The organism is Cognataquiflexum rubidum, assembly GCF_022538115.1.
Classification (GTDB): Bacteria; Bacteroidota; Bacteroidia; order Cytophagales; family Cyclobacteriaceae; genus Cognataquiflexum; species Cognataquiflexum rubidum.
The window spans coordinates 1-23,233 of record NZ_JAKZAL010000036.1; the positions used below are offsets into that span (position 1 = coordinate 1).

General features: G+C 40.9%; 19 protein-coding genes. 9 read left to right on the forward strand and 10 right to left on the reverse strand.

Annotated elements, in window-relative coordinates:
• Positions 1–451: 451 nt before the first annotated feature.
• Entirely contained in the window at positions 452–2,134 is a 1,683-nt protein-coding gene (locus tag MMU05_RS22170; RefSeq protein WP_241143844.1) for a bifunctional metallophosphatase/5'-nucleotidase, read from the reverse strand.
• A 278-nt stretch (positions 2,135–2,412) separates the two neighbouring features.
• Here MMU05_RS22170 and MMU05_RS22175 point away from each other — a divergent pair, with 278 nt between their 5' ends.
• The 3 genes from MMU05_RS22175 (at position 2,413) to MMU05_RS22185 (ending at position 7,962) form a co-directional block, all read left to right on the forward strand.
• A complete protein-coding gene (locus MMU05_RS22175; protein WP_241143845.1) occupies positions 2,413–3,285 on the forward strand; it encodes a TraB/GumN family protein in 873 nt (290 codons plus the stop codon).
• A 204-nt stretch (positions 3,286–3,489) separates the two neighbouring features.
• Positions 3,490–4,362 (forward strand): ABC transporter ATP-binding protein, encoded by an 873-nt coding sequence (locus tag MMU05_RS22180; protein WP_241124055.1) that lies wholly within the window; start codon positions 3,490–3,492, stop codon positions 4,360–4,362.
• 18 nt (positions 4,363–4,380) lie between these two features.
• The gene (locus MMU05_RS22185; protein WP_241143846.1) at positions 4,381–7,962 is read left to right on the forward strand and encodes an ABC transporter permease/M1 family aminopeptidase; all 3,582 of its coding nucleotides are present in this window, start codon (positions 4,381–4,383) and stop codon (positions 7,960–7,962) included.
• A gap of 209 nt (positions 7,963–8,171) precedes the next feature.
• Here the strand turns inward: MMU05_RS22185 and MMU05_RS22190 are convergent, their stop codons facing one another.
• Both MMU05_RS22190 and MMU05_RS22195 read right to left on the reverse strand, forming a co-directional pair.
• Positions 8,172–8,501 (reverse strand): type II toxin-antitoxin system RelE/ParE family toxin, encoded by a 330-nt coding sequence (locus tag MMU05_RS22190; RefSeq protein ID WP_241143847.1) that lies wholly within the window; start codon positions 8,499–8,501, stop codon positions 8,172–8,174.
• On the reverse strand, positions 8,498–8,716 hold the full coding sequence (locus tag MMU05_RS22195) for a hypothetical protein (RefSeq protein WP_241143848.1): 219 nt from the start codon (positions 8,714–8,716) through the stop codon (positions 8,498–8,500). Before MMU05_RS22195 ends, MMU05_RS22190 begins: the two co-directional genes overlap by 4 nt.
• Before the next feature lie 115 nt (positions 8,717–8,831).
• Here MMU05_RS22195 and MMU05_RS22200 point away from each other — a divergent pair, with 115 nt between their 5' ends.
• Positions 8,832–9,713 (forward strand): hypothetical protein, encoded by an 882-nt coding sequence (locus tag MMU05_RS22200; protein ID WP_241143849.1) that lies wholly within the window; start codon positions 8,832–8,834, stop codon positions 9,711–9,713.
• Positions 9,714–9,954: 241 nt separating this feature from the next.
• Here the strand turns inward: MMU05_RS22200 and MMU05_RS22205 are convergent, their stop codons facing one another.
• Together MMU05_RS22205 and MMU05_RS22210 are read right to left on the reverse strand one after the other, a co-directional pair.
• Entirely contained in the window at positions 9,955–11,181 is a 1,227-nt protein-coding gene (locus MMU05_RS22205) for an RNA polymerase sigma factor (RefSeq protein WP_241143850.1), read from the reverse strand.
• A gap of 59 nt (positions 11,182–11,240) precedes the next feature.
• The gene (locus MMU05_RS22210) at positions 11,241–11,582 is read right to left on the reverse strand and encodes a YciI family protein (RefSeq protein WP_113923187.1); all 342 of its coding nucleotides are present in this window, start codon (positions 11,580–11,582) and stop codon (positions 11,241–11,243) included.
• A gap of 237 nt (positions 11,583–11,819) precedes the next feature.
• On the opposite strand from MMU05_RS22210, the gene MMU05_RS22215 reads away from it, so the two are divergent.
• Together MMU05_RS22215 and MMU05_RS22220 are read left to right on the forward strand one after the other, a co-directional pair.
• Entirely contained in the window at positions 11,820–12,749 is a 930-nt protein-coding gene (locus tag MMU05_RS22215) for an NAD-dependent epimerase/dehydratase family protein (RefSeq protein ID WP_241143851.1), read from the forward strand.
• Between the two features lie 192 nt (positions 12,750–12,941).
• The gene (locus MMU05_RS22220) at positions 12,942–13,403 is read left to right on the forward strand and encodes a RidA family protein (RefSeq protein ID WP_241143852.1); all 462 of its coding nucleotides are present in this window, start codon (positions 12,942–12,944) and stop codon (positions 13,401–13,403) included.
• Positions 13,404–13,416: 13 nt separating this feature from the next.
• On the opposite strand, the gene MMU05_RS22225 is transcribed toward MMU05_RS22220, so the two are convergent.
• The 4 genes from MMU05_RS22225 to MMU05_RS22240 form a co-directional block, all read right to left on the reverse strand.
• Complete coding sequence (locus MMU05_RS22225) at positions 13,417–14,670, reverse strand: amidohydrolase/deacetylase family metallohydrolase (protein WP_418884490.1); 1,254 nt, start codon at positions 14,668–14,670, stop codon at positions 13,417–13,419.
• Positions 14,671–14,688: 18 nt separating this feature from the next.
• A complete protein-coding gene (locus MMU05_RS22230) occupies positions 14,689–15,909 on the reverse strand; it encodes an aminotransferase class V-fold PLP-dependent enzyme (RefSeq protein WP_241143854.1) in 1,221 nt (406 codons plus the stop codon).
• A gap of 306 nt (positions 15,910–16,215) precedes the next feature.
• Complete coding sequence (locus MMU05_RS22235) at positions 16,216–16,992, reverse strand: carbohydrate-binding family 9-like protein (protein WP_241143855.1); 777 nt, start codon at positions 16,990–16,992, stop codon at positions 16,216–16,218.
• 1 nt (position 16,993) lies between these two features.
• Positions 16,994–18,757, reverse strand: coding sequence for a PQQ-dependent sugar dehydrogenase (locus MMU05_RS22240; RefSeq protein ID WP_241143856.1), 1,764 nt, complete (start codon positions 18,755–18,757; stop codon positions 16,994–16,996).
• A gap of 297 nt (positions 18,758–19,054) precedes the next feature.
• On the opposite strand from MMU05_RS22240, the gene MMU05_RS22245 reads away from it, so the two are divergent.
• A complete protein-coding gene (locus tag MMU05_RS22245; RefSeq protein ID WP_241143857.1) occupies positions 19,055–19,249 on the forward strand; it encodes a type II toxin-antitoxin system VapB family antitoxin in 195 nt (64 codons plus the stop codon).
• A complete protein-coding gene (vapC, locus tag MMU05_RS22250; protein ID WP_241143858.1) occupies positions 19,246–19,644 on the forward strand; it encodes a type II toxin-antitoxin system VapC family toxin in 399 nt (132 codons plus the stop codon). Before MMU05_RS22245 ends, vapC begins: the two co-directional genes overlap by 4 nt.
• A gap of 167 nt (positions 19,645–19,811) precedes the next feature.
• Here vapC and MMU05_RS22255 read toward each other — a convergent pair whose 3' ends face one another.
• Entirely contained in the window at positions 19,812–21,428 is a 1,617-nt protein-coding gene (locus MMU05_RS22255; protein ID WP_241143859.1) for a beta-N-acetylhexosaminidase, read from the reverse strand.
• Between the two features lie 211 nt (positions 21,429–21,639).
• On the opposite strand from MMU05_RS22255, the gene MMU05_RS22260 reads away from it, so the two are divergent.
• A complete protein-coding gene (locus MMU05_RS22260; protein ID WP_241143860.1) occupies positions 21,640–23,100 on the forward strand; it encodes a Gfo/Idh/MocA family protein in 1,461 nt (486 codons plus the stop codon).
• The last annotated feature ends 133 nt before the right edge of the window (positions 23,101–23,233 follow it).

The window sequence follows — 23,233 nt, forward strand, 5'->3', positions numbered from 1 at the left end:
TATTTCGGTCAAAAGCTTTTTGACAGACTCATCATTGCTTCAATTTATCCTTACTGGAATGATTGCGGATAATCATATTTGGTTAATAGTTATTTGGTTAATGGTTAATTGGTTAATTGTTTCGAAAATTGAAATAAAGTAGAAATACGATAGAAATAGATTGAAATATTTTAACGTCATTCTGAGTCCCAACATTTCAAAATGTTCAGAAAAGGAATGACGGTTGGTTTTTCGTCATCTTGAATCCGAGGTACGAGGATGAAAGATCTCAGAATAAAAGAGACTCTTCGCTACACTCAGAGTGACGGTAAAAAACTTATTTGATAAACAAAGGCAACGGATCACACCGTTGCCTTTATTGTTTAGCCATTCGTTTTTTTAGAAATGAATATCACCTCAAAATCCTGCCTGCTGTCGTCCGTTGACTGTGGTCTGTGGACTTTTTTAAAACCTATCTAAACTCATATTCCACACCATGCACTTGTGTGAGCAATGTGGCAGGTGCGTCCAAAGCTTTGGCTGCTCCGCTTGGAGTCGGGGTTACTGGAGAATGGGCAGCCAGGTAATTGAGCATCACCTGATGAAGGGTAATATCCAAATCTACTGCGTTTTTCACGTTCCTGATCCTACACACCATATCCAATGGATCGCCATCTCTTTCGCAAGCGCTGATAGTGTAAGTTTTTGCAAGGTCAAGAGGCTGACCTTTTACAGTAAAGGACTGAATTCGTTTCCCTTCTTCCCCAAATGCATTGAAGGTCAATTCCATACCTTTGAACTTGGTCACCCAACCTCCAAACCTCTTGGATGCATCTTCGGCAAATACGTTGTTCAACTCCCTTTCCATCCAGGTTTGCAGCTGCTGACCGGTCACTTGGCCTGTTCTTACCTTGCTGTCCACCGGTAACATATCAGAAATAAAACCCCTTGTAATCGGAATATTTCCGGTTTGTTCTCTTGTTGCCCTTGGGGGACAAAATCTGAAGCCGTTGGAAAGTTTGATGTCAATATCCGGCAATTGGTAATCCAAAGCGTCCAAGACCATTTTGTCTATGGGATTCTCGATCACAAAATACCTGTAAAGCGGTATAGTGCTGTACCCTACGATTTTTTCTATTTCGGATTTGAATGGGGCTTCCACCTCGGTGACAAGGTTGGTCATTTTGGATTTGCTTTTGGATTTCTGAGGACTGACCTCCAGCAAATCATAATCGTCAGCCACCACTTTCCCATTTTCAATACTCAGTTCCAGTTTACCGACAAATGACCCAAAGGCTCCGGGTTCAACGACCTTTGCATATTTGCATTGGATCGGCACCCTTACCCTTTCGTGGGTATCTGCTCCAAAAATATAATCCACTCCTTCACATTCCGGAAGGTTTGCAAGATGGATTTCTTGAGAGAGGCCGATGTGGGAAAGGATAATCACAAAAGCACATTTTTCCTGGTTTTTTAATACATCGACGTAGTGCTTGAGATTTTCCTCAGGCTTGGAAAAATAGATTCCCTTGCTATAATTGGGTGATTGGCGCAAAGGGATCATTGGGTCATTGTAGCCAAGGAACCCGATTTTCACCCCATTGATATTCCAGATATAATAAGGGGGAAAAATCAATTCGCCTTTTTTGCCGTCCCCAAGGTCATGGTACATATTAGCGCAGACTTTTGGTCCATGAAGTGAACCAAGCAGGTTTTTCATCTGATCTTTACCATAAATCACCTCCCAATTTCCCGGAAGGTATAAGTCGTATTGAAGTTCATTGAGTAAGGGAACCATGGCTTGTCCCGAGGTCTCGATGGAAAGCATGGATCCTTGGAACATGTCTCCGGTATCGACCAAAAATGAATGTTCACATTTTTCTCTTTGCTTCTTGATAAAAGTATCTAAGTTGGCATAGCCTCCTGTTTTTCTAAATACAGCTTGTCCATTTTCCCAAAACAACTCATCGTGCTCATGGATCTGACAATGCACATCAGTGGTCTGGAAAATGGTTACTTTGAAATTTGTTTTGCTCTTATTTGATTTTTGCTCATTTGAAAGCTCTCCCGCCAAAAGTGGGTTGACAGACAATAAACCTGTTCCTGCGCTCATGGCTCCTAGTTTTTTGAGAAAGTCTCTTTTTGATTGCTTCATTTTGGGTTTTGGTTTAAGACAAACTTCGGCTAATAAATTATACGATTTTTTAATTGATCCGAAGCATAAATGGGTCTTTTGGGAATGGAATAGATTTTCCCAATTTAGAGTTGATTGTCCAAATATGACTTTTTTTAAAAAGTAAATCTGTGACTTTTATTACAACCCATCCTCTGCAACCATCCCTTCAAATCTGCATCGCTGTATTTAAGGATTATTCCTTTAATTTATAATCTATTTTTGATCAAAAATAATACTAAGACCCTATAAAGGAAATTATGAAAAAGTTAAGCCTCAAAAATGTTTTTGCCACCCTGATGCTATTCATGTTGGTGTTTCAGGTCTTTGGCGGTGAAAAAGAAGAAAAATCCCTTCTTTGGAAAATCAGCGGAAACGGACTGAAAGAAAGTTCCTACCTCTTTGGTACCATCCATATGATCTGCAAGGATCAATTCTATATGGATGAAAGCATCGAAAACGCACTAGCTTCATCAAAAGTACTTGCTATGGAACTGAATATGGCTGACCCAAATCTGATGGCCGAAATGCAGCAGCTCTCTGTCAATCCGGGTTTTGCAAATATCAAAGGAGAGTTTTCACCCGAGCAGGCCAGTGCATTAGACAAATTTTTAACAACATCTTATGGTGCCGGACTTGATCAATTGGGCATTTTGAAGCCATTTGTACTTTCCTCTATGGTTCTCGTCAAAATGCTCCCCTGTACCGAGCAAAGCAGCTATGAGCTTTTTCTCACAGAAAAAGCCAAAGAGCAATCCAAAACTATTAAAGGCTTGGAAACGGTTGCTTTTCAGATGGGGGTTTTTGACCAGATTCCTCAAAAACTCCAGATTGATGAACTTGGCAAAATGGTGACGAATCCTGAAGGGATGGATGAATTCGACAAACTTGTCGGAGCTTACCTCGATCAGGACCTTGACAGGCTTTATGACCTCATCACTGAAAATGACATGTTTCGGGAGTATGGAAATTTGCTTTTGGAAGACAGGAACAAAAACTGGATTCCAAAAATCGAAGAAATGGTAAAAGAACAAACGACTTTTATTGCAGTCGGTTCAGGTCATCTCGGATCGGAGACGGGAGTCATCGCGCTCCTAAGGAAAGCCGGATATACAGTTGAAGCCGTCAAATAACCGATCAGGTAAATGTCCGATTTCTGAACAGAATCGGAAATTTGATTTTATAAGAACCCTTCCAAAATTCCAAAATCGAAAATTTTCCCTTTTGGCATTATTCTCGGAAGCAACATGGGATACCATTCACTTTCCAGTAAATATTGAGTCTTCCATTTTGCCCCTTTGTCTCAAATCTCAAATCTAGTTTCTAAAATCTTTCTTATGATACTTACCATTACGAACCTCAACAAACAATACGCCAACGGTGTGCATGCGCTGAAGGATGTCAGTTTCTCTATCGAAAGAGGCATGTTTGGCCTCCTTGGCCCGAATGGCGCCGGCAAATCATCTCTGATGAGAACTCTCGCTACCCTGCAGGAAGCGGACAGCGGTTCTGTTACTTTGGGTGACATCGATGTATTGGCAGAAAAGGACAAAGTCAGAAAAGTACTCGGTTACCTGCCACAGGAATTCGGAGTTTACCCAAGGACTTCTGCCACAGACTTATTGCACCACCTTGCAATTTTGAAGGGTTTTGACAATAAAAAAGAAAGAACCGAAATGGTTGACTATCTCCTCCAAAAAGTCAACCTATTCGAGCACCGCAAAAAAGCCGTCAGCAGCTACTCAGGCGGGATGCGTCAGCGGTTTGGCATCGCCCAATGTCTGATCGGAAGTCCCAAACTGGTAATCGTCGATGAACCGACAGCCGGTTTGGATCCCGGGGAAAGAAACAGATTTTATAATATCCTGAGTGAAATCGGTGAGCAGACCATTGTCATTCTATCTACGCACATCGTGCAGGATGTCCGCGAACTCTGCACCAATATGGCCATCATGGACAAAGGCATGCTGCTTTACAGTGGCACCACAGACGATGCACTCGCCCAAATCAAAGATAAAGTCTATGAAAAAAGGGTAGATAAAGCCGAACTTCAGGAGTATCAGAATACCTACAAAATCATCAGCAACAAGCTTGTCGGTGGAAAACCCCAAATCCATGTCTTCTCCGAAACAGCTTTGAACTCCGGTTTTGAAAAGGCAGAAGAAACCTTGGAGGATGTCTTTTTTGCCAAATTGAATTCCTTGATCTAAACCTTTAACATTCTCATTATGTGGAAATTTATCAAACATGAATGGCAGTATTGGTTTAGGTCTCCGATGCTTTGGATTTTCTTATTTATCGTGTCCTTGATGGTATTTGGGGCAGTGTCCTCAGACCAGATTCAAATCGGAGGAGGAGTAGGAAGTGTCTATAAAAATGCGCCTTCCGTCATCCAAACATATTATGGAGTGATGTCGCTGATCTGTCTGCTGATGACTACAGCATTTATGAACGCCTCAGCCAACCGGGACTTCAGTACAGGCATGTACCAGTTTGTTTTTAGTTCTCCAATCCGAAAAAGCGACTATTTCTTCGGAAAGTTTATCGGGGCTTTGCTGATCTCCATCATCCCACTTTTGGGAGTTTCTATCGGGGCTTTGGTTGGCCCACTGATGCCTTGGGCACAGCCTGAGCGGTATGGCCCTATTATTTGGAGTGGGCATATTCAGGGGATTTTGGCATTTGCCATCCCAAATACCATCATTGCAGGAGCGCTACTCTATAGCCTTGCGGTTGTTTTCAGAAACAACATCATCTCTTTTGTCGGTGCCATGTTGATCTTGGTTTTTTATGTGGTTTCACAGGGATTTACAGCAGATCTTGAAAAAGAATGGTTGGCCAATATCCTCGATCCATTCGGATTTCAGCCTTTGAGCACCCTATCTAAATACAAAACCATTGAGGAAAAGAACCTCTTCCCTACCCCATTGGAAGGTCAGTTTTTGGTTAACAGGATAATTTGGATCGGATTGAGTCTGGTGCTCCTGATGTTTATGTATTCCAAGTTTTCTTTCAATACCAAAAAAGAAAAGGTCAAAAAATCCAAAGCCAAAATAGAAGAAGAACCTACCCTCTTTGATCTTTCCGAAATCAAAAGCTTTGTAATTCCCCAAAACAAAGGATTTTCATGGCAGGCCTTTTGGCATATGATTGTGTTTGAAACGAAAGCCATTACAAAAAACCAAACCTTTATCATCATTGTCATTATCGGCTTGATCAACCTGATCGCTAGTCTCACAAGCTTTACCGGTGGGTACGGGACAGACCGCTATCCTGTGACTTATGATGTCATCGATACGATCAGAGGGGCTTTTTATCTCTTTTTAATCGGTATCATCACTTTCTATTCCGGTGTTTTGGTATGGAAAGAGCGGGATGCCAAAATCTCCGAAATCGAAGACGCAACCCCTGTCAGGACAGGTATGCTCTTTTCGTCCAAATTGATCGCCATGATGATCAGCATCTTTATTGTACTGTGCAGCACCATCTTGGTCGGAGTCATCGCTCAGACGGCTTTTGGCTACACGAGGTACGAGCTCGGCGTTTATGCTCAATCTCTTTTGGTTTTGGACATGTTCCAATTTGGATATATGGTCGTGATTGCCCTGCTTTTCCATTACCTGATCAACAACCGGTACATCGCCTACTTTGCTTTTGTGGCATTTATCATCCTAAATGAGTTCATTTGGTCAGTTCTCGAGCTCAACTCCAACATGCTGAGTTTCTCTGCCACGCCAAGAGTCACCTACTCTGACATGAATGGATTTGGTCCTTTTATCCCGGGATTGGTTTGGTTCAATATGTATTGGACTTTGTTCTGTCTGATTTTATGTGTTGTTATTTATTCCTTCTATGTGAGGGGAAAAGAAAGTGATTTCTCGATCAGAAGGAAATATGCCCTGCAGCGGTTGAAATCTAAATCAGGATTCCTTGCCATTTTTTGGATAGCATTTCTGGTTTGTGGCGCATTTGTGTTTTACAATACAGAAATCCTGAATACCTATCTCAATCCAAAAGAACAGGAAACGAGGCAAAAAGAATACGAACTGACTTACAAGAAATTTGAAGGGATTGCGCAGCCAAGGTGGATAGATCTGGATTATCAGATAGACATACATCCTTATGACCGGGATTTGTTTGTGACCGTGGAGGCTTTGCTGATGAATAAATCAGATGAAAGCATCCCCGAAATCCATTTTAGTATTCCACCTATGCCAGATACCTTGGACATCAGCATCCCCGGTGCAAGTATTAAGGTAGATGACAAAAGACTCAATTATAGGATTTACAGCCTTGCCCAACCTATGCAGCCCGGGGATACTTTGCCCATCAAATTGGTGGTTTCTAAAGTTACCAAAGGATTTGAAAATGAGGTCAGCTTTACCGAATTGACCCAAAACGGTACCTTCTTCAACAATTTTGATATCCTGCCGATCATTGGATATTCCAACAGATTCGAAATCTCAGACAAAAACAAGCGGGTAAAACTTGAACTTCCTGTAAGGAAAAGGATGCCTGCCTTGGATGAGTCTGATCTGAAAGCAAGGCAAAATTCCTACATCAACCAGGATGCAGATTGGGTCAATATGCGTACTGTGATCAGTACGGCTCCTGATCAGATTGCCGTAGCACCGGGAAGTCTAGTCAAAGAATGGGAGGAGAACGGAAGGAAATATTATGAATATCAATTGGATCACAAATCTTTGAACTTCTATTCTTTCATTTCTGCTAAATATGAAGTCGCAAGAAAGGAATGGAACGGTGTCGATCTGGAAGTGTATTACATCAAGGGCCATGAATACAATGTGCCCAACATGCTCCAAAGTCTGGAAAAATCCCTCGACTATTATACCGCAAACTTTGGCCCTTATTTCCATAAGCAGTGTAGGATCATAGAATTCCCGAGGTACAGTTCTTTTGCACAGGCATTTCCGGGAACCATGCCTTACAGTGAAGGAATTGGCTTTATCACCGACCTAAGAAATGTGACTGAAGATGACATTGACTTGGTATATTACGTAGTCGCCCATGAAATGGCCCACCAATATTGGGCACACCAACTGATCGGCGCCAATATGCGTGGCACAGAGATGATGAGTGAGAGCTTTTCGCAATATGCTGCCTTGATGGTGATGGAAAAAGAATATGGCCGGGACAAAATGAATAAGTTTCTGAAGTATGAAATGAACAGCTACCTGCGTGGAAGAAGTGGTGAATTTGAAGCAGAGAGGCCGATAATGGAAACAGAAAACCAGGGCTATATCCATTACAACAAAGGATCTGTGGTGATGTATTACCTGAAAGAAATGATCGGTGAAGACAAAGTAAACCTTGCACTCCAGAAGCTGATTACCGACCATGGCTATCAGGAACCTCCCTACCCTACTTCGATTTCTGCTGTGAATGCATTCCGAGAGGTCACACCTGACTCATTGCAGTACCTGATAGACGATTTGTTTGAGAATATCACTGTATTTTCCAACAGGGTCACGGATGTCAATTATGTCAAATCCGGAGAGGAATATGAAGTCACCTTGACGACTTTCTCGGAGAAATTCAGGGCAGATTCACTCGGCAAGCAGACGGCTGTGCCTTTGGTGGACTTTATTGATATCGGGATTTTTGGGGAGACTGAGTCAAAACAAACCTATGGCAAACCATTAGTGTATAAAAGACTCAAGATCACCAAACCTGAAAACACCTTCACCTTCAAAGTCAAAGAAAAGCCGCAGAATGCCGGCATAGACCCTTACAACTACCTTGTCGACAGGATGCCTGAGGATAATGTGAAGAAGGTAACGGAGAAGTAATGTAAAGGGAGGAAGGTAGAAGGACGAGGGATGAAGAATGAAAAATGATGAATTTTGAATGAATGGGAACCTTTGAGGTCTTTTTGACCTCGAAGGTTTTTTTGAACCTATCCATATTTATTTGTGATACAAAAAATTGATTAGGAGAGCTAATGGATAAATGGAAATCTGGAGTCTTTTATAAAATTTAGGTAACCTATACAAAAAAATCATTCTTCAATTTCTCCAAAAAGAGAATTCAATTCTTCAACACTTATATCCGACTTTTCGGATTTATCATAAATAGATGCTAGATAGACAGTTTCTTTAACAATTTTTACAAAAGTGATGACCCTTGCACCACCACTTTTTCCTTTTCCTTTGGATTTAATTGCGAGTCTAATTTTAAAAAATCCTTTGCCTAAAGGTGTACCTTGAAAAGGATTGGATTCCAAATTTTCAATTAATTGGCCAATTTCAATTTTGAGTGAAGGGAATTTTTTCTTTAATCGATGAGCTTCCCGCTCAAAGTTTTTGATGGTATCAACCTTGTATTTCATAATTCCTTAAGAAATTCTTTGGCAGGTCGGCTTTTCGTTTTCCCCTCCAAAACCTCCTTCAATTCTTTTACACTTGTCCGGATGTTTTCGCGAACCTGCTCGTCGGTATCTTCCCCCCTCTCTGGTTCAGTGATTTTTACAAAGGAAAAATGTTGTACAAGGTCTTTGAAGAACTTGAGCTTCTTATCCTCTATTTCTAGTGTTAACTTTGCCATAGCATTACTTTTTTCGAAATTAATGATTTTTTGTTTTAAATTAATGTCTCATTTTTCTAGCTTTTACGTCTAGATAGAGTGCGAATTTTACTTTTATTATAAATTTTAATAACATATGAAAACCCAATTTCTGATCATACTCCTATTTTTGACTGTTTTCTTTGGTTGTCAAATCGATGGAAATGAAGTCGCGCCTGAAGATTTTCAGATCATAAACCAAGGAAATGTCATACTGGATTTATCAGATATTTATTATTATGATTTTTCCTCACAAATCATTTATCTCAAAGAGACCAATAGGCTTAATGGGGATTTCGACAAACTTCAAGGTTCCCAAATTGTAGTCAATGGCACTGAAATATACCCCCTTAAAATCCATGAACTCTATCTATCAATCATGCCCACCGGAGCACATATCAGAAGGTTGCTTGATAATTTTGGGGATTTTGCTTTTAGAATCAGTTACGCAAACGACCCAAATCAAGTTGGTACCAAAGATCCAAGGTACGATCCCAGAATCATTTCGGTTTTAAAAAAGAACAACAAATATAGAGCAGGACTTTCGATAGAAACTGAATCCATGACCCGTCAAGGAAACACTATAAAACTGAGAATCAAACTTCGTAACAATGATATCCAAAGTTATTATCACTTTGACCCAAAAAAAATGGGTGAAGGCCTTTTTCATTACTTTACCAATGGACTTGTCTTTTTTGATCCACAAAAAATGGAGTATCAGCAAAGCAATATCCAGCCCGAGGAACCGCAATCACTTCATTTTTGGACTCTAGACTGGATGTCGGTCATCAAAGGAAAGGAATCAAAAGTTTTCGAGTTTGTTTACCCATTTGAAAATGTACCAACCGGTGAGAAACTCAATTTCTCCTTCAACTTTCCAAGTCTTGAACTTAGTATTTCTAACGGATCTGATTTGGATCAAAATTCAGGGAGGATTTGGCTAGGAAGCTTGGTAATCCAACAAACCAAAAGGTTTTGAAATTGGTGTGTTAACAAAATTCAAAAAGGGTTTTTAAGCAACTTTTGCACTCATCCTTGTAGCTTCAATAATCGGGGAACCTCCACATATGCAACTCCACTTTACTTGGTAAGGAAAACAAGGATTTAATAGCATAAGGAAAATGCTACCTTGATGTTTATGTGTCCTTTATATTCTGTTGTCCATGCTCTCCAAGTTTTGTCCTAAAATGGGATCGTTTTCTTTTTTGGACATCCAAACATTAGACCTTTGAAAGTTTCTTCTCAATCAATTTCTTTTCTGAGTCCGTTTTGCAAAGTTCCAAAGCTTTCTGAAGGTGGGATTTGACTTTTGCTGGGTTTTGATCCCGGTAAAGTTCTGCGAGTAACATGTGGTAAAAGTGGTTATTGGAAAGACCCAGTTTTTCAGCTTCCTGAATGGCTGTTTCCTTTCCCCTCACTTTTGCAAGGGCATAAGTGCGGTTGAGCGCTGCAATCGGCGAATAGGCAATGGCCAGCAATTGGTTGTATAGATGAAGTATATTTTCCCACTTTTCTCCGGAGTCTTCCTGAATTGTATGCCAGTATGCAATACTTGCCTCTAAAAAATACACCGAAATCACAGGCCAAGCTGCCGCTTTGGTCAGGTAATAGTTTCCCCGGGAGATCAATTCATTATTCCAAAGTGAGGCATCTTGATCCTGATAAAGCACAATTTCGCCGCTTCCCCCTACCCGCGCTTCCAACCTGGATGCCTGAAAACACATCAGCGCCATCAAGGCATTGGTCAAATGCTGGTTGGTGAGTGGATTTTCAAGCAAAAGAAAGTTAAGCCGCATGGCTTCCAGGCAAAGCTCTTTACGGATTAAAGTCTCTGATCTTTCAGAGTAATAACCTTCATTAAATAGCAGGTAAATTGTTTTCAAAACGGCTTCCATCCGATTTTTGATCTCTTCATCTGAAGGCAAAATCAACTGGATTTTTTCTGTACGCAATTTTTCCTTTGCCCTAAAAAGCCGCTTGTTTATTGTTTCCTTATTGGTCAAAAAAGCATCTGCAATTTCATCAATCCCAAAACCACAGAGAACCCGCAAAGCAAGACTGATTTGGGATTCAGTAGAGATAGATGGATGACAGATGGCAAAAAGCATCTGAAGTTGGCTGTCACGGATATTTTGTTCAGATAAGTCAACCACTAATTCTTCAATCCAGGTATTGGATTTTTTGAAACCATCAGAAATTTTCTTGTTAAAATGCTGGTGCTTTTTCAAATGATTGAGTGTTTTGTTTTTTGCAACCCGGTAAAGCCAGGCAGTTGGAAGGTCAGGAATTCCTTGATAAGGCCAGGTTTCCATGGCAGCCAAAAAAGTCTCACTTACAATGTCCTCTGCCACTTCAATATGATCCAAGCCAAAGAATTTGGATAGTACAGCAACCAACTTGCTATACTCCGTCCTGAACAAATGGGGGATTAAATCTTGGCTTTGCATATGGTATCAAAACCCTATCAATCAACATATAGATGAAGATTGATAGGATTGTTTGGAAATCAATGTTTGGCAATCTCTCGAACTTCTACGGTATTGCCTTCTCCCTGCAGAATGGGAGTACCTTTTGCAAATTCGGCTGCTTCTTCGGCGTTTTCCGCCTTGACGATGACGTAGCCACCGATGGTCTCTTTAATATCACCAAATGGGCCATTGGTTACCATCTTTTGATGGTCTACCACTTTCGCACCGTCAAACAAAAGTCCTGTACCGCCAACAAATTTGTTTTGCGCAGCGATGCCTCCCACCCAGTCCATTTGTTGCTTCATCCAAGCCTGCATTTGTTCGGGAGAAACTTTGCCGGTGGCATTTTCATGTCTGAAAATCAAAATAAATTCTTTCATAAATGTGTTTTTAAAATTGATGGAATAAAAGATTTTAATGGAAGACAAATGGTTTTTCAAATATGGGACATGGGTTAGAAATTATTTTTTTATTGACAGGCTTTTTCCAAAATTGAAGTAATGAAATGGAAATACTAAATTGGATAAATCTTCAAGACATTCAAAAATTGGCAATTTCTTAACTCTATTCCATTTTACGCCAATAGATTTTGGGTTAAATTCAAAGAAAAAAATGCTATGCCAACCTCTCCACTCCACACTATCCTCGGTTCCACCGGAAATATAGGAACCGCTCTTGCCAAGGATCTCACTCACTACACAGACAATATCCGCCTTGTCAGCCGAAATCCTTCTAAAATCAATCCCAAAGACCAGCTGATGAAAGCTGATCTTTTGAATTCTGAGGAGGTCGATGCTGCAGTAGCCGGATCTGATACCGTCTATCTGGTAGCAGGTATAACCTACAAAACCAAACTTTGGCAGGAACAGTGGCCGGTTATCATGAAGAATACCATTCAGGCTTGCAAAAAACATGGAGCCAAGCTGGTTTTCTTTGACAACATGTATTGCTACGATCCCAATCATGTCGGAAAGTTGACAGAAAGTTCTCCCGTTAATCCTGAAAGCAAAAAGGGAAAAGTCCGTGCTCAAATTGCCCAAATGATCTTGGATGAAATCAAGAATGGCAAACTGACTGCAATGATTGTTCGTGCCGCAGACTTTTATGGACCGGGAGCGAAATTGAGTTTTCTCAATGAATCAGTTATCAACCGCATGAAAGCCGGAAAAACAGCACAGTGGCTTTATGCAGGCGACAAGAAACATTCATTTACTTATATCCCTGATGCGGCTTATGCCACGGCATTTCTAGCCCAACAAGAAAATGCATGGAATCAGGTCTGGCATTTACCGACTTCAAAAGTTTATCCTACCGGACAGGAAACAGTTAACATCCTAGCCAAGCATCTGGGTGCTCAACCCAAACTTCAGATTCTCGGCCCCTTTATGCTCAATCTGGTATCTCTTTTCATCCCGGTTTTGAAAGAGGTCAAGGAACTGAGGTATCAATTGGATCAGGATTATTGCTTTGATTCAACCAAAATTGAAAAGGCTTATGGGTTGAAGGCAATCAGTATAGAGGAAGGATTAAAAGAATGCCTTAAATAAAAAAGGGATTTGATTACTCGGGAAGAGTTACCAAAATCCATATGGACTATTGGGGAAATTTTTAACATTCCTGCCATGGAAAATATGGGCAAACTATCTAAAACCGGATAAAGGCCTAAGGATAATTTGCAGTAGTTCTACCAAAGCTATATATTGAATGGTTCAACACGAAAACATAATCAATCTGTAATCATGGAAAAAATAGAAAGAAGGTCCACCTTAAAAAAAATGATCGCATCCCTGGCTGGTATTGCGGGAATAGGAATGGTAGCAAAAGCTGAAACGGACAACACGCCAGAAAAAGAAGTATTCAATGTCGTTCAAGATCAGGATGTTCCCTTGTTTTCAGGCTCAACCAAACTGGGAAATATGATTTTTGTGGCGGGAAAAGGCGCCCATTTTGAGGGGGATATCAAAGCACATACTGATCACGTTCTCAAAGAATTGGAAAAAGAACTTGTCAAAGCAGGTTCTTCCATGGAAAAAGTGTTGAAAGTAAATGTGTACCTCCATGACTTGAATGACTACAAGGGAATGAATGAGGTTTACAAAGGGCGATTTGGAAAAAAACCTCCCGTACGCACCACAGTAGCAACATATGCAGGAGTACCCGGAGATTCTTTGGTGGAAATGGATTGTATTGCTTATATCTGATCAATTCAACTGATTATCTCAACACTACCGGTTCGCTTCGACCATTGACACTGTAGACAATTTCACCGTCTTTGATTGTCATTTCACATTCGAACCTTTTATCGGTTTCCAATTTGTAACCGTTTTTATCCCAAATTCCGAATTGGCCTTGTCTCACCCCTATCAAAGCCAAATCGGCTATGGCTCCTTCTGATAGGTGACCAAGTTCTTCTCTTTTGATTGTTTTGGCAGGATTCCATGTACTGGCCTTGATGATGTGGGGGATTTCCATCCCCATAGCCATAAATGTGCTCATGACATTGAGCATGTCTTTCATGGCCGCATTCATGCTCCCTTTGTGAAGGTCTGTGCTGATGGTATTGGGAAAAAAACCTGCTTCCAATGATGGAATTGCCTGCCTGAAATCAAAACTGGCGCCACCATATCCCACATCGAAAATAATTCCCCTTTCCTGTGCTTCCCTGACAAATGGTTTGAATTTCCTGGTTTCATAATCCACAACAGGCTCTCTGGCACCTCCCAATTCGGCAAAAACGTGCGTATAGATGTCCCCGGGACGCAGGTGGTCAAAAAACAATTCCCTCAATCTCAAAGGGGCAAAGGACATAGATCCACCAAAATCAATAATAACAGGCATGTTTGCAATATTTCCTGCCTCCACTGCCCTATCAACAGGAATCCAATCCCTTTTTGCATAATGGGCCACCTTAAATCCTACTACGTGTTCCTTGTATTTCAGAGCAGCCTGCCCGGTGAGTTGTGCATTCATATCAGAAGTATCCTGTTCGTAGGCACCTCCACGCATGCCTTCTCCAACAATATTTAGAAAAGCCAAAACCCTTGTTTTTGAATGGTCAATGATGTTTTCTTTAAATACATGGAAGTTTTTCCAACCAGGTCCACCACAATCCACAATAGTAGTCACTCCTACCCTAAAAGTAAAGCTGTCCGGGTCAACTGCCACGAGTCCATCACTTAAGTAACTATTGGGTCTCGTACCAGAAAAAACATGGCCATGCATATCTATCAAACCCGGAACAACCAATAAGCCTTGGGCATCCACTATTTGGGCGGCACCAGTTGTATCTATATTTTTTGCGATTTTGGCTATCCTTCCGTCCTGAATGGCCACATCCATTAATTCATCAATGTTGTTTTTTGGATCAATGACATGACCCCCTTTGATCACCATTTGGTAATTTTGAGCAGACAGACTTATTGGAATTATGCTTAAAAAACAGAGTAATATGAATCCTATTTTCTTCATCTCTTTGGAATGATTAGGTTAAACTTTGGCGCTATTTAATTCTTCCTGAATTCTTTTGGCTACAATCTTTTCTTCGTTCGGCCTTAGCATCCAAACAGTACAACTGATTTCATGTTGACCGTTGCTTATTACTTCTATGGATGGATTTCCCTTTCTCAATTTTTCCTGCATTTGGGTTCGGTTGAGATTTATCACAGCAGGGTCCCACGCAATTTTCAGAAAAGGTGTATGGTTTGCAATTGGCGGAACGGAAACAGATGTAGTCACACCATTGACTTTCTTAGCCATGCCTTCAATGTAGCTTATTTTTTCTTCCCAAGATTTCCATTCTTTTTCATGGTCTTTTTTTACATACAGTTCCAAGGCCACATACATCCCAAGTATTTCCTCTTTATTGACTTTCATACCTCTCCCGATGGTATTGCCACGGGGCGGTGCACTCAGTCTTGCCGCCTCAATAATGTGTTTTCTTCCCATCAGGATGCCTGCACTCTGCGGCCCTTTCATCGCCTTTCCTCCTGATATACATACCAGATCAAATCCCATATCATTGAATTTCCATAGGTTTTCAACCGGCGGTACATCAGCAGCTATGTCAATCATGGTTGGAATATTGTGTTTTTTTCCCAAAGCCACCCACTCTTCATGTTGGATTTTTCCATCCGGAGCCTGATAATTCAAAAACCATAACATGGCAGTTTGGTCGTTAATCGCTTTTTCCAGATCAGCAGCTGTTTCCACTTCTACCAATTTTACGCCTGTATTGGTCAGCGAATGGACATAAGCCACATTGTGGCTTTTTTGGACAATTACCTCTGATTTCATTCCTTTCAGGTTTGGAATCTGTGCAATCTTTTCCTTGTCTGTTCCGGTCAGTACTCCGGCAAGCCCCAGCACCATAGCTGACCAACAACCTGAAGTAACCGTTGCTGCTTCGGCATGGCAGATTTCAGCAATTTTTTCTCCCACTTTGTCCTGAACTTCATCCAGAATGATAAATTCCTTGGAAGAAGCTTCAATTGTTTCCATCACTTCTTCAGGCATCAGAGAGGCCGTCATGGCTGTATAGGTGCCGGCCGCATTGATAAAAGTCCTCAAGCCCAATTCCTTGATCAGGTCCCTTTTTGGAACTGATGGGGAATCTGCAAATACTGATTGGACAGGAATGCTGCTTCCCACAATTGTTCCCACCAACGGAAGTGCAGAAAGTCTCTTCAGTAATGTTCTTCTGTTGATCATATCTTTTGTTGTTCGATTTTAAAATCAATTTAAGAGGTAATTGGGAGCGGTTCTATATTATCTCAATCTATATTTTTAAAAAACATATCGCAAACCTTTGCTATTATTATCCATCCATTTATACAATAAATAAAATAATGTTGGTTATCCTCTTCTTTGCCACTAACCGAAATCTCAACTAAAAACGGGACGGAAGACGGAAGTCGGAAGTCGGAAGACCGGTATATCCGACTATTCTCATGTCCTAAAATAGCTTAACAGAAATTCAAACTAATTCAAGAAAAATGGATAACACCATCCCATTTTTTACTTAAAAACCAAAGTCCCAAAAAACTGTGGAAGATGAAAGTCCGGTTTGGAATTATCCACTTTTGACCAAGTCAAATAATGTGGATTGCTGGTGGTGCTTGCTGTTTTATAAAAATTTGCAGTCCATTTAACCCCTGATTTGGGCTGGGTAATGGCGGCATATTTTTCAAGAATTTTTAGAGGCAATTTGAATTCAATGGTCCAAACAGTGTCTTCTTTGATTTCAGGAAATACCATTTTTTGCATAGAATGGGCAATTTCAACTTTGCTTATTTCTCTCTCCTTGAGGAAAATGTATTCCTTTCTTGGGACTGTGACAAATTGCAGCAAAGGCACTCCACCGCAATTGATTTCAAGGTTGAAGTAAAAAAGCGGATTAGAATTGTCAGGAGAAAAAAAGAATTCGACACAGGAATCTCCAGAAACATGTCCATTGGTCTCCTGAACCAAACACTGTACAAACCGATCCTCGACCATTAAAATCCCATAGATGTTTTCGTCATCATACAAAAGCTTAGCAAATGTGGTTGGAAGAAATTGGGGTTTATTTCCCATATAGTTTGCTATTTCTAGAGCTGGCACATTTTTCCAAACTTCCTTATCCCAAACCCCGTCAATCCTAATTTTTCCCTCAAGACGGTTGACCTTATAAACCGATTCCTCCATATTTCTCTTCATGTTATTTGATTCTTTTATCTGTTGGGCATCCGTCCAAATGGCAATCAAGCTCATTCCTACCACAAAAATCAGATCAATCCTTATTTTACCCCTCATTTTATTGATTTTCTATTTGTTTCCTCACATTACCAACTTCAATGGCTGAAATACTCGGTGAGTCATTTCCGAAGTTTCTCCTGATATAGGTCAATACTGAGGAAATTTCAGCATCAGAAAGAAATGAATGGGAAGGCATAACTCCATTATATGCTACACCATTTACCGTTATGGAACCTTCAAGACCTTTTAAAATCAATTCAATTAACGGTTGGTTTTTTCCATTTACCACTCGGGAATTATTAATTGGTGGAAACCTGCTTCCGTCACCTTTACCGTCTCTTTGATGACAAGTCCCGCAATGTAGGTTATAGACCTGTGATCCGTTTTCTATCATTTCTGTTTCCAGATTATCCAATTCCGAATCAGGATCTTTAATATTGATTCTTTGGTTTTTCCTCTCTTCAAGTTTGGCTAATGAGGCTTCACCAAAGTCTGATTTTTTTCCCTTGTACATGATCCGCCAGATTTTACCCTTTACACTTTCCGAAATGTAGAGTGACCCATCCGGCCCCATGGCGATTCCCATTGGACGTGCCAAAGCATCACCGGTATTCACGATAGTGTCCATTCCGGCAAATCCATCTGCGAAAACTTCCCAAGGACCTGCAGGAATTCCCTTCTCAAATGGTACAAATGCCACAAAATACCCTGCCTGAGGATAAGGAACCCTAATAGTAGATCCATGAAAGGCGACAAAAGCGCCATTTTTATACCTTTCCGGAAATTGATCACCTCTATAAAAGTGAAGGTCGTTAGGTGCAAAATGCCCCGGAAAGCCCAATAAAGGTTGGGCGACTAAATGGGCATCTCCCTGCAATTTTCCATCTCCTCCATATTCAGGATTCAGTTTCTTCTTTCCTTCTATATGATCAAAGTAAAAATATGGCCAACCTCCATCAGTACCCTCTTCAACCCTAAAAAACTCTTCTGAAGGTAAAATAGCACTTTCCCATGGACTAAAAAGTTCAGGCCATGACTTGGTAAAATCATCTCTTCCATGTTGGACTACGTACAATTCATTCTCCTCCTGATTCCAATCCATGGCTACGACAGACCGGATGCCTGTGGCATACCTTTTTCCATCTTTTTGGGTTTGATTAAGTCTGTCTGCATCAAATTGCCAGATGCCACCATGCCAATCCAGCTGCGGACAGGGATACATTCCCGGGCTTTCGGGTTTCCTGTTGAACTCCTGACAAACGTCCCCTGGCGAACCAAATGCTACATACATGTGGCCATCATTGTCAAAAGCAATGGGTTTGGCGATATGTTCATAGCCATATTTTCCATTTTTGTAATCATCAACCAAAATCAGTTCGGGTTCCCCGGTTGGCAATAATCCATCCGGATCCATTTTGTATCTATACACTTCACCTGCCGTGCTGAAATAAAGGTAACCGTTATAGATGCGCATTCCTGTGCCATAGTTTCCCTTATCAGGATAGTCTCCAAAGTATTCCACAATATCTGCTTTGCCATCATGATTGGTATCTCTTATTCCTACAATACCTCTCCCGGATTTATCAGGTGCACGAAGTTTGACATAAATATCCCCCAATTCACTAACGGCCAAATGTCTGGCTCTTCCTATACTGTCAACCACCACTACAGCTTCGAAGCCATCAGGCAAAAAAAGTCCACCATTATCATCGTCCCCTGCTGGAAGTTTAACTTTTGGCTCACATGAAAAAAACATCCATAACCCTAGACAGAAAAAGAAAATTTGAACCTTAAAAGTCATTGGGTGTATCTCAATTTTCATAAAATCGCTTCGGTCTTTGGAATTATTTAAATTTTGGAAAACAAAACTATCTTTTGCTAAAGGCCACTTTTGTGAAATATAATATATTTATAAAAATACATTGTGCCATTTATAAAAAACTAAGGTTCAGAAAACAAATTTTCCATATTGACCTTTCTAGACCATCCGAAAAGGCTTATGGATTAAAGGCCATAGATTTAAAGTTGTATTGAAAAAAATGTTTAAGGTAATTAAAAACTACTTTTTGGAACTTGCCTTAAAAATTATGTGTATATTTATGTAAATTGTACACACTATATGAGGACAAATATTGAAATAGACGAGGAGCTTATGAATGAAGCTATGAGGGTCAGTGGACTAAAAACCAAAAAAGCAACAGTTGAAGCGGGATTAAAGCTCATGGTATCTCTAAAAAACCAAGAAAAAATCAAGCAGCTGAAAGGGAAGTTAAAGTGGGAAGGTAACCTTGAAAAAATGAGACTAGATCAATGATATTGGTTGATTCCTCTGTTTGGATTGACTTTTTTAATGGAAAAGAAAGTCCTGAGGTTTCCTTGTTATACAATACCTTGGGAAAACAAGAAATTATAACTGGTGACTTAATTATTATCGAAGTTTTGCAGGGATTCACCAATGAAAAAGATTTTGGAATTGCTAAGGAGGTTTTAGAATCACTCCCTTTTTTCAATCTATCAAACAAAGAACTTGCAGTCAAATCAGCACTGAACTATCGAAAACTTAGGAAAAATGGGGTTACAATCAGAAAAACTATTGACATGGTAATTGCCACCTTTTGCATTGAGAAGGGAATTAAACTTCTTCATAATGACCGAGATTTTGATCAATTAGAGAAAAATTTGGGTTTGGATACTCTCACGCCATCTTAATAAAAAAATCCGGAAACCATTGATTGATTACCGGATTTTCTGATTTCAATATTTTACTTTTTGGGTATGTTTGATTTCTTGCCCCTAACCAAATATAACTCGGAGTGAGGTTCAATAGTCGCAGCTCCGCCACGGCGGACAGGTATGGACTGTGGTCTGTGGACCGATCACTTTTTCTCTTCCCAAACCAACCTAGGAGATTTGTAATAATTCAGTCCCATAGCATCCCAACGGGCTGTATGTTTTTTCAATCTTTCTGAAAATGACTCCCAGTTTCTCAATTCTTTCTTGGTCCAGGCCACTTCTGCGATGGCTGCAAATCTCGGAAACATCATAAATTCAATTTCTTCTCTGTTGGTAATGGTTTCTGACCAAAGGGGGGATTCCACTCCCAAGATATTTTCTCTTTTGACGGCTGAATCCAATTCGGTTGGATCCCAATTGTAGGCATCATCCAACTCGATATAAGCTGCCCAATGCAAGCCAAGCTGTGTCGTCGAATCATACTGCATGTCAAGGTATGTTTTGGTAGCAGGAGAGACCAACACCTGATTTCCTTGGTTGATGGCCAAAACCGCATTTTCTGCTTTCGCCCAAAATTGGGCTACAGTACCAGTCTCTAATTTGGCATGGGCAATTTCATCCCAACCCAATGATTTTTTTCCGTATTTGGTAACTATCGCTTGGGCTTTTTCCATAAAAGGAATATAATCTTCCAATTCAGTTACAAGAGATTCATCGCCACCAATATGGATATAAGGACCCGGAGTCATCTCAACCAATTCACGGATGACATCATCTACAAATTGATATGTGATGTCTTTGTCCGTATCCAAAGTACTGAATCCAACTTCGATCCCGGTATAAAGTGGTGTCGCCATTCCATCTACTCCCAACTCAGTACGGTCAAATGGAACCGCTCCTTTTTCAGGGACAGTGATACCGGGATTCAATTGCCCGTAGGCAGCCAAAGCAGAATTGGTATGGCCAGGCATGTCGATTTCAGGCACCACAGTGATATATTTTGATTGGGCATAAGCGACGATGTCTTTGTATTGCTCTTGGGTATAAAAACCTCCTTCTCCCCCTCCCACTTCGGTTTTACCACCAATCTGGGTCAGCAATGGCCAAGATTTGATCTCAATTCTCCAACCCTGGTCATCCGAAAGGTGCAAGTGAAGATAATTGATTTTATATTTTGCCACAAGGTCAATGACATGCTTGACATCCTCCACAGAAAAGAAATGTCGCGCAACGTCCAACATAAATCCCCTGTATCCATACTCCGGTTTGTCCTGTATCTGCCCTGCGGCGATTTGGATTTTATCCACAGTCAATGCTGTCCCCTCCAGCGAAGCGGGCATGAGTTGTCTCAAAGTCTGAACACCATTGAAAAGCCCTTCGCCATTGGAAGCAGATATTTTGATGCTGGTTTCATTGATAGTGATGGTATATTCTCCAGGTGATTTTTGGGAAGCTGATTCAAGCTCAAACACAATCACGTTAGACTCTCCGGATTCTGCTGTCTGCAGATCAAAGCCTGTAGAAGGTTTTATCATAGTTTGAAAAATCGCGATAACAGGATTGATATCTGCGGCATTTCCCACAGCAATCAACTTGGTTTCACCTGTTAGGGCAAAGGAACCGCCTGCATCCGTCACTGAAAGGGGCTTTGGGATAATATGGTTTTCGCTTAACGGAACGGCTTTCTCTGAACAGGATATAATCCCTAATCCAAAAGAGAAAATGAGCAGCGTTGAGGATAGGATTTTTGAAATTTTCATAGAATATGGAGGGGTTTTCGGGTTTTTGACCAGACAAACTTAATTAAATTTTTTATCTAAGATTTTACCATTTAGCAAATTCTTTCGTTTCCCCATTTATCAACTCATTTCTCCTTTTTTCTAAAATGAAAAAAATATTCAGCTTACAAAGCTCATTTTTAATAAATTGAATTCTCAAAACTTGTATCTGATCAAATTAACCATAAACCGAATGAAAAAGGAAGAATTACCAAAGGAGAATAACTCCAGAAGAAATTTTGTCAAAGCCTCAGCCACAGCTTTGGCGGGCTTTTATTTTGTACCAAGACACGTATTGGGCGGACCGGGTTTCGTAGCCCCATCTGATAGGCTCAGGGTAGCCGGAATCGGTGTCGGAGGAATGGGTGCGGGCGATGTGAGAGGTGTCTTCAATAGCGGCAAAGCTGATTTTATTTCCCTATGCGATGTAGACGACACCAGAGCAAAAGGCAGTGTGCAAGCCCATCCAAAAGCTAAATACTACAGAGACTACAGGGTAATGCTTGACAAGGAGCATAAAAATATTGATGCGGTGACAGTTTCTACACCGGACCACAATCATGCTGTTCAGGCGATGGCTGCCATGCAATTGGGCAAGCATGTTTATGTCCAAAAGCCGCTATCCCATGACATCTATGAAGCTAGGATGCTAACCGAAGCGGCGGAAAAATACAAAGTAGTAACCCAAATGGGTAATCAGGGTTCCTCAGGTGATGGCGTTCGAAAAATGGTAGAATGGTACGATGCCGGACTTATCGGAGAAGCCACAAGGGTATATTGCTGGACCGACAGGCCTGTTTGGCCTCAAGGAATACCTTGGCCAACTGCAGGAGCGACCCCTCCGGCCGACTTGGATTGGGACTTATGGTTGGGAACAGCTCCCTACAAAGATTACGTTGGAAACCTTATTCCATTCAATTGGAGAGGATGGTGGGATTATGGGACTGGTGCTTTGGGAGACATGGCATGCCATATCATGGAGCCACCGTTTCGGGTGCTCGGATTAGGATATCCTGAGTCAGCCGAGTGTAGTGTGGGATCAGTGTATGTAGGCGAATTCAGAAGAGGTCATTTTCCTGAAAGTTGCCCTCCGTCTTCACATATCACGCTTAGGTTTAAAAGAGAAGGAAAAAGTGACCTTCAATTCCATTGGATGGACGGTGGGATCCAACCGGCCCGTCCCGAAGAACTTGGACCAAACGAAATAATGGGTGATGGCGGAAACGGTGTCATCATCGAAGGAACCAAAGGCAAAATGATGTGCAGTACTTATGGTGCGAATCCTCAATTACTTCCCACTTCAAAAACGGCCGAAATCAATGTTCCCCAATCAGAATACAGGGTTCCTCTCGGTGACCGAGGTCATTACAATAATTGGGTAGAGGCATGTATTGGGGGTTTTGGAAGCCAGGAATTTAAGCAATTGAGTTCTCCTTTCTCCGTAGCCGGACCATTGACAGAATCAGTTTTGATGGGAAATCTTGCTATCAGAAGCTATGACTACAGAACTCCACGTGCAAGTGGAAATGGCTTTGACTATCCTGGAAGAGGTATCAAACTCGTCTGGGATGGACCGAATATGAAAGTCACCAACTTTGAACCGGCAAATCAATTTGTGAAAAGAGAATATAGAGAAGGCTGGAAGCTTGGTTGATTTCAGTAATCAGTTTTCAGTGGCAGTTTTTAGTCAGTGATCAGTATTCAGTGACACAGAATTCAGTCAGTAATCAGTTTGCAATTGCAGTATTCAGTTGCAGTATTCAGTTGCAGTGAAAAGAAAAATCCCG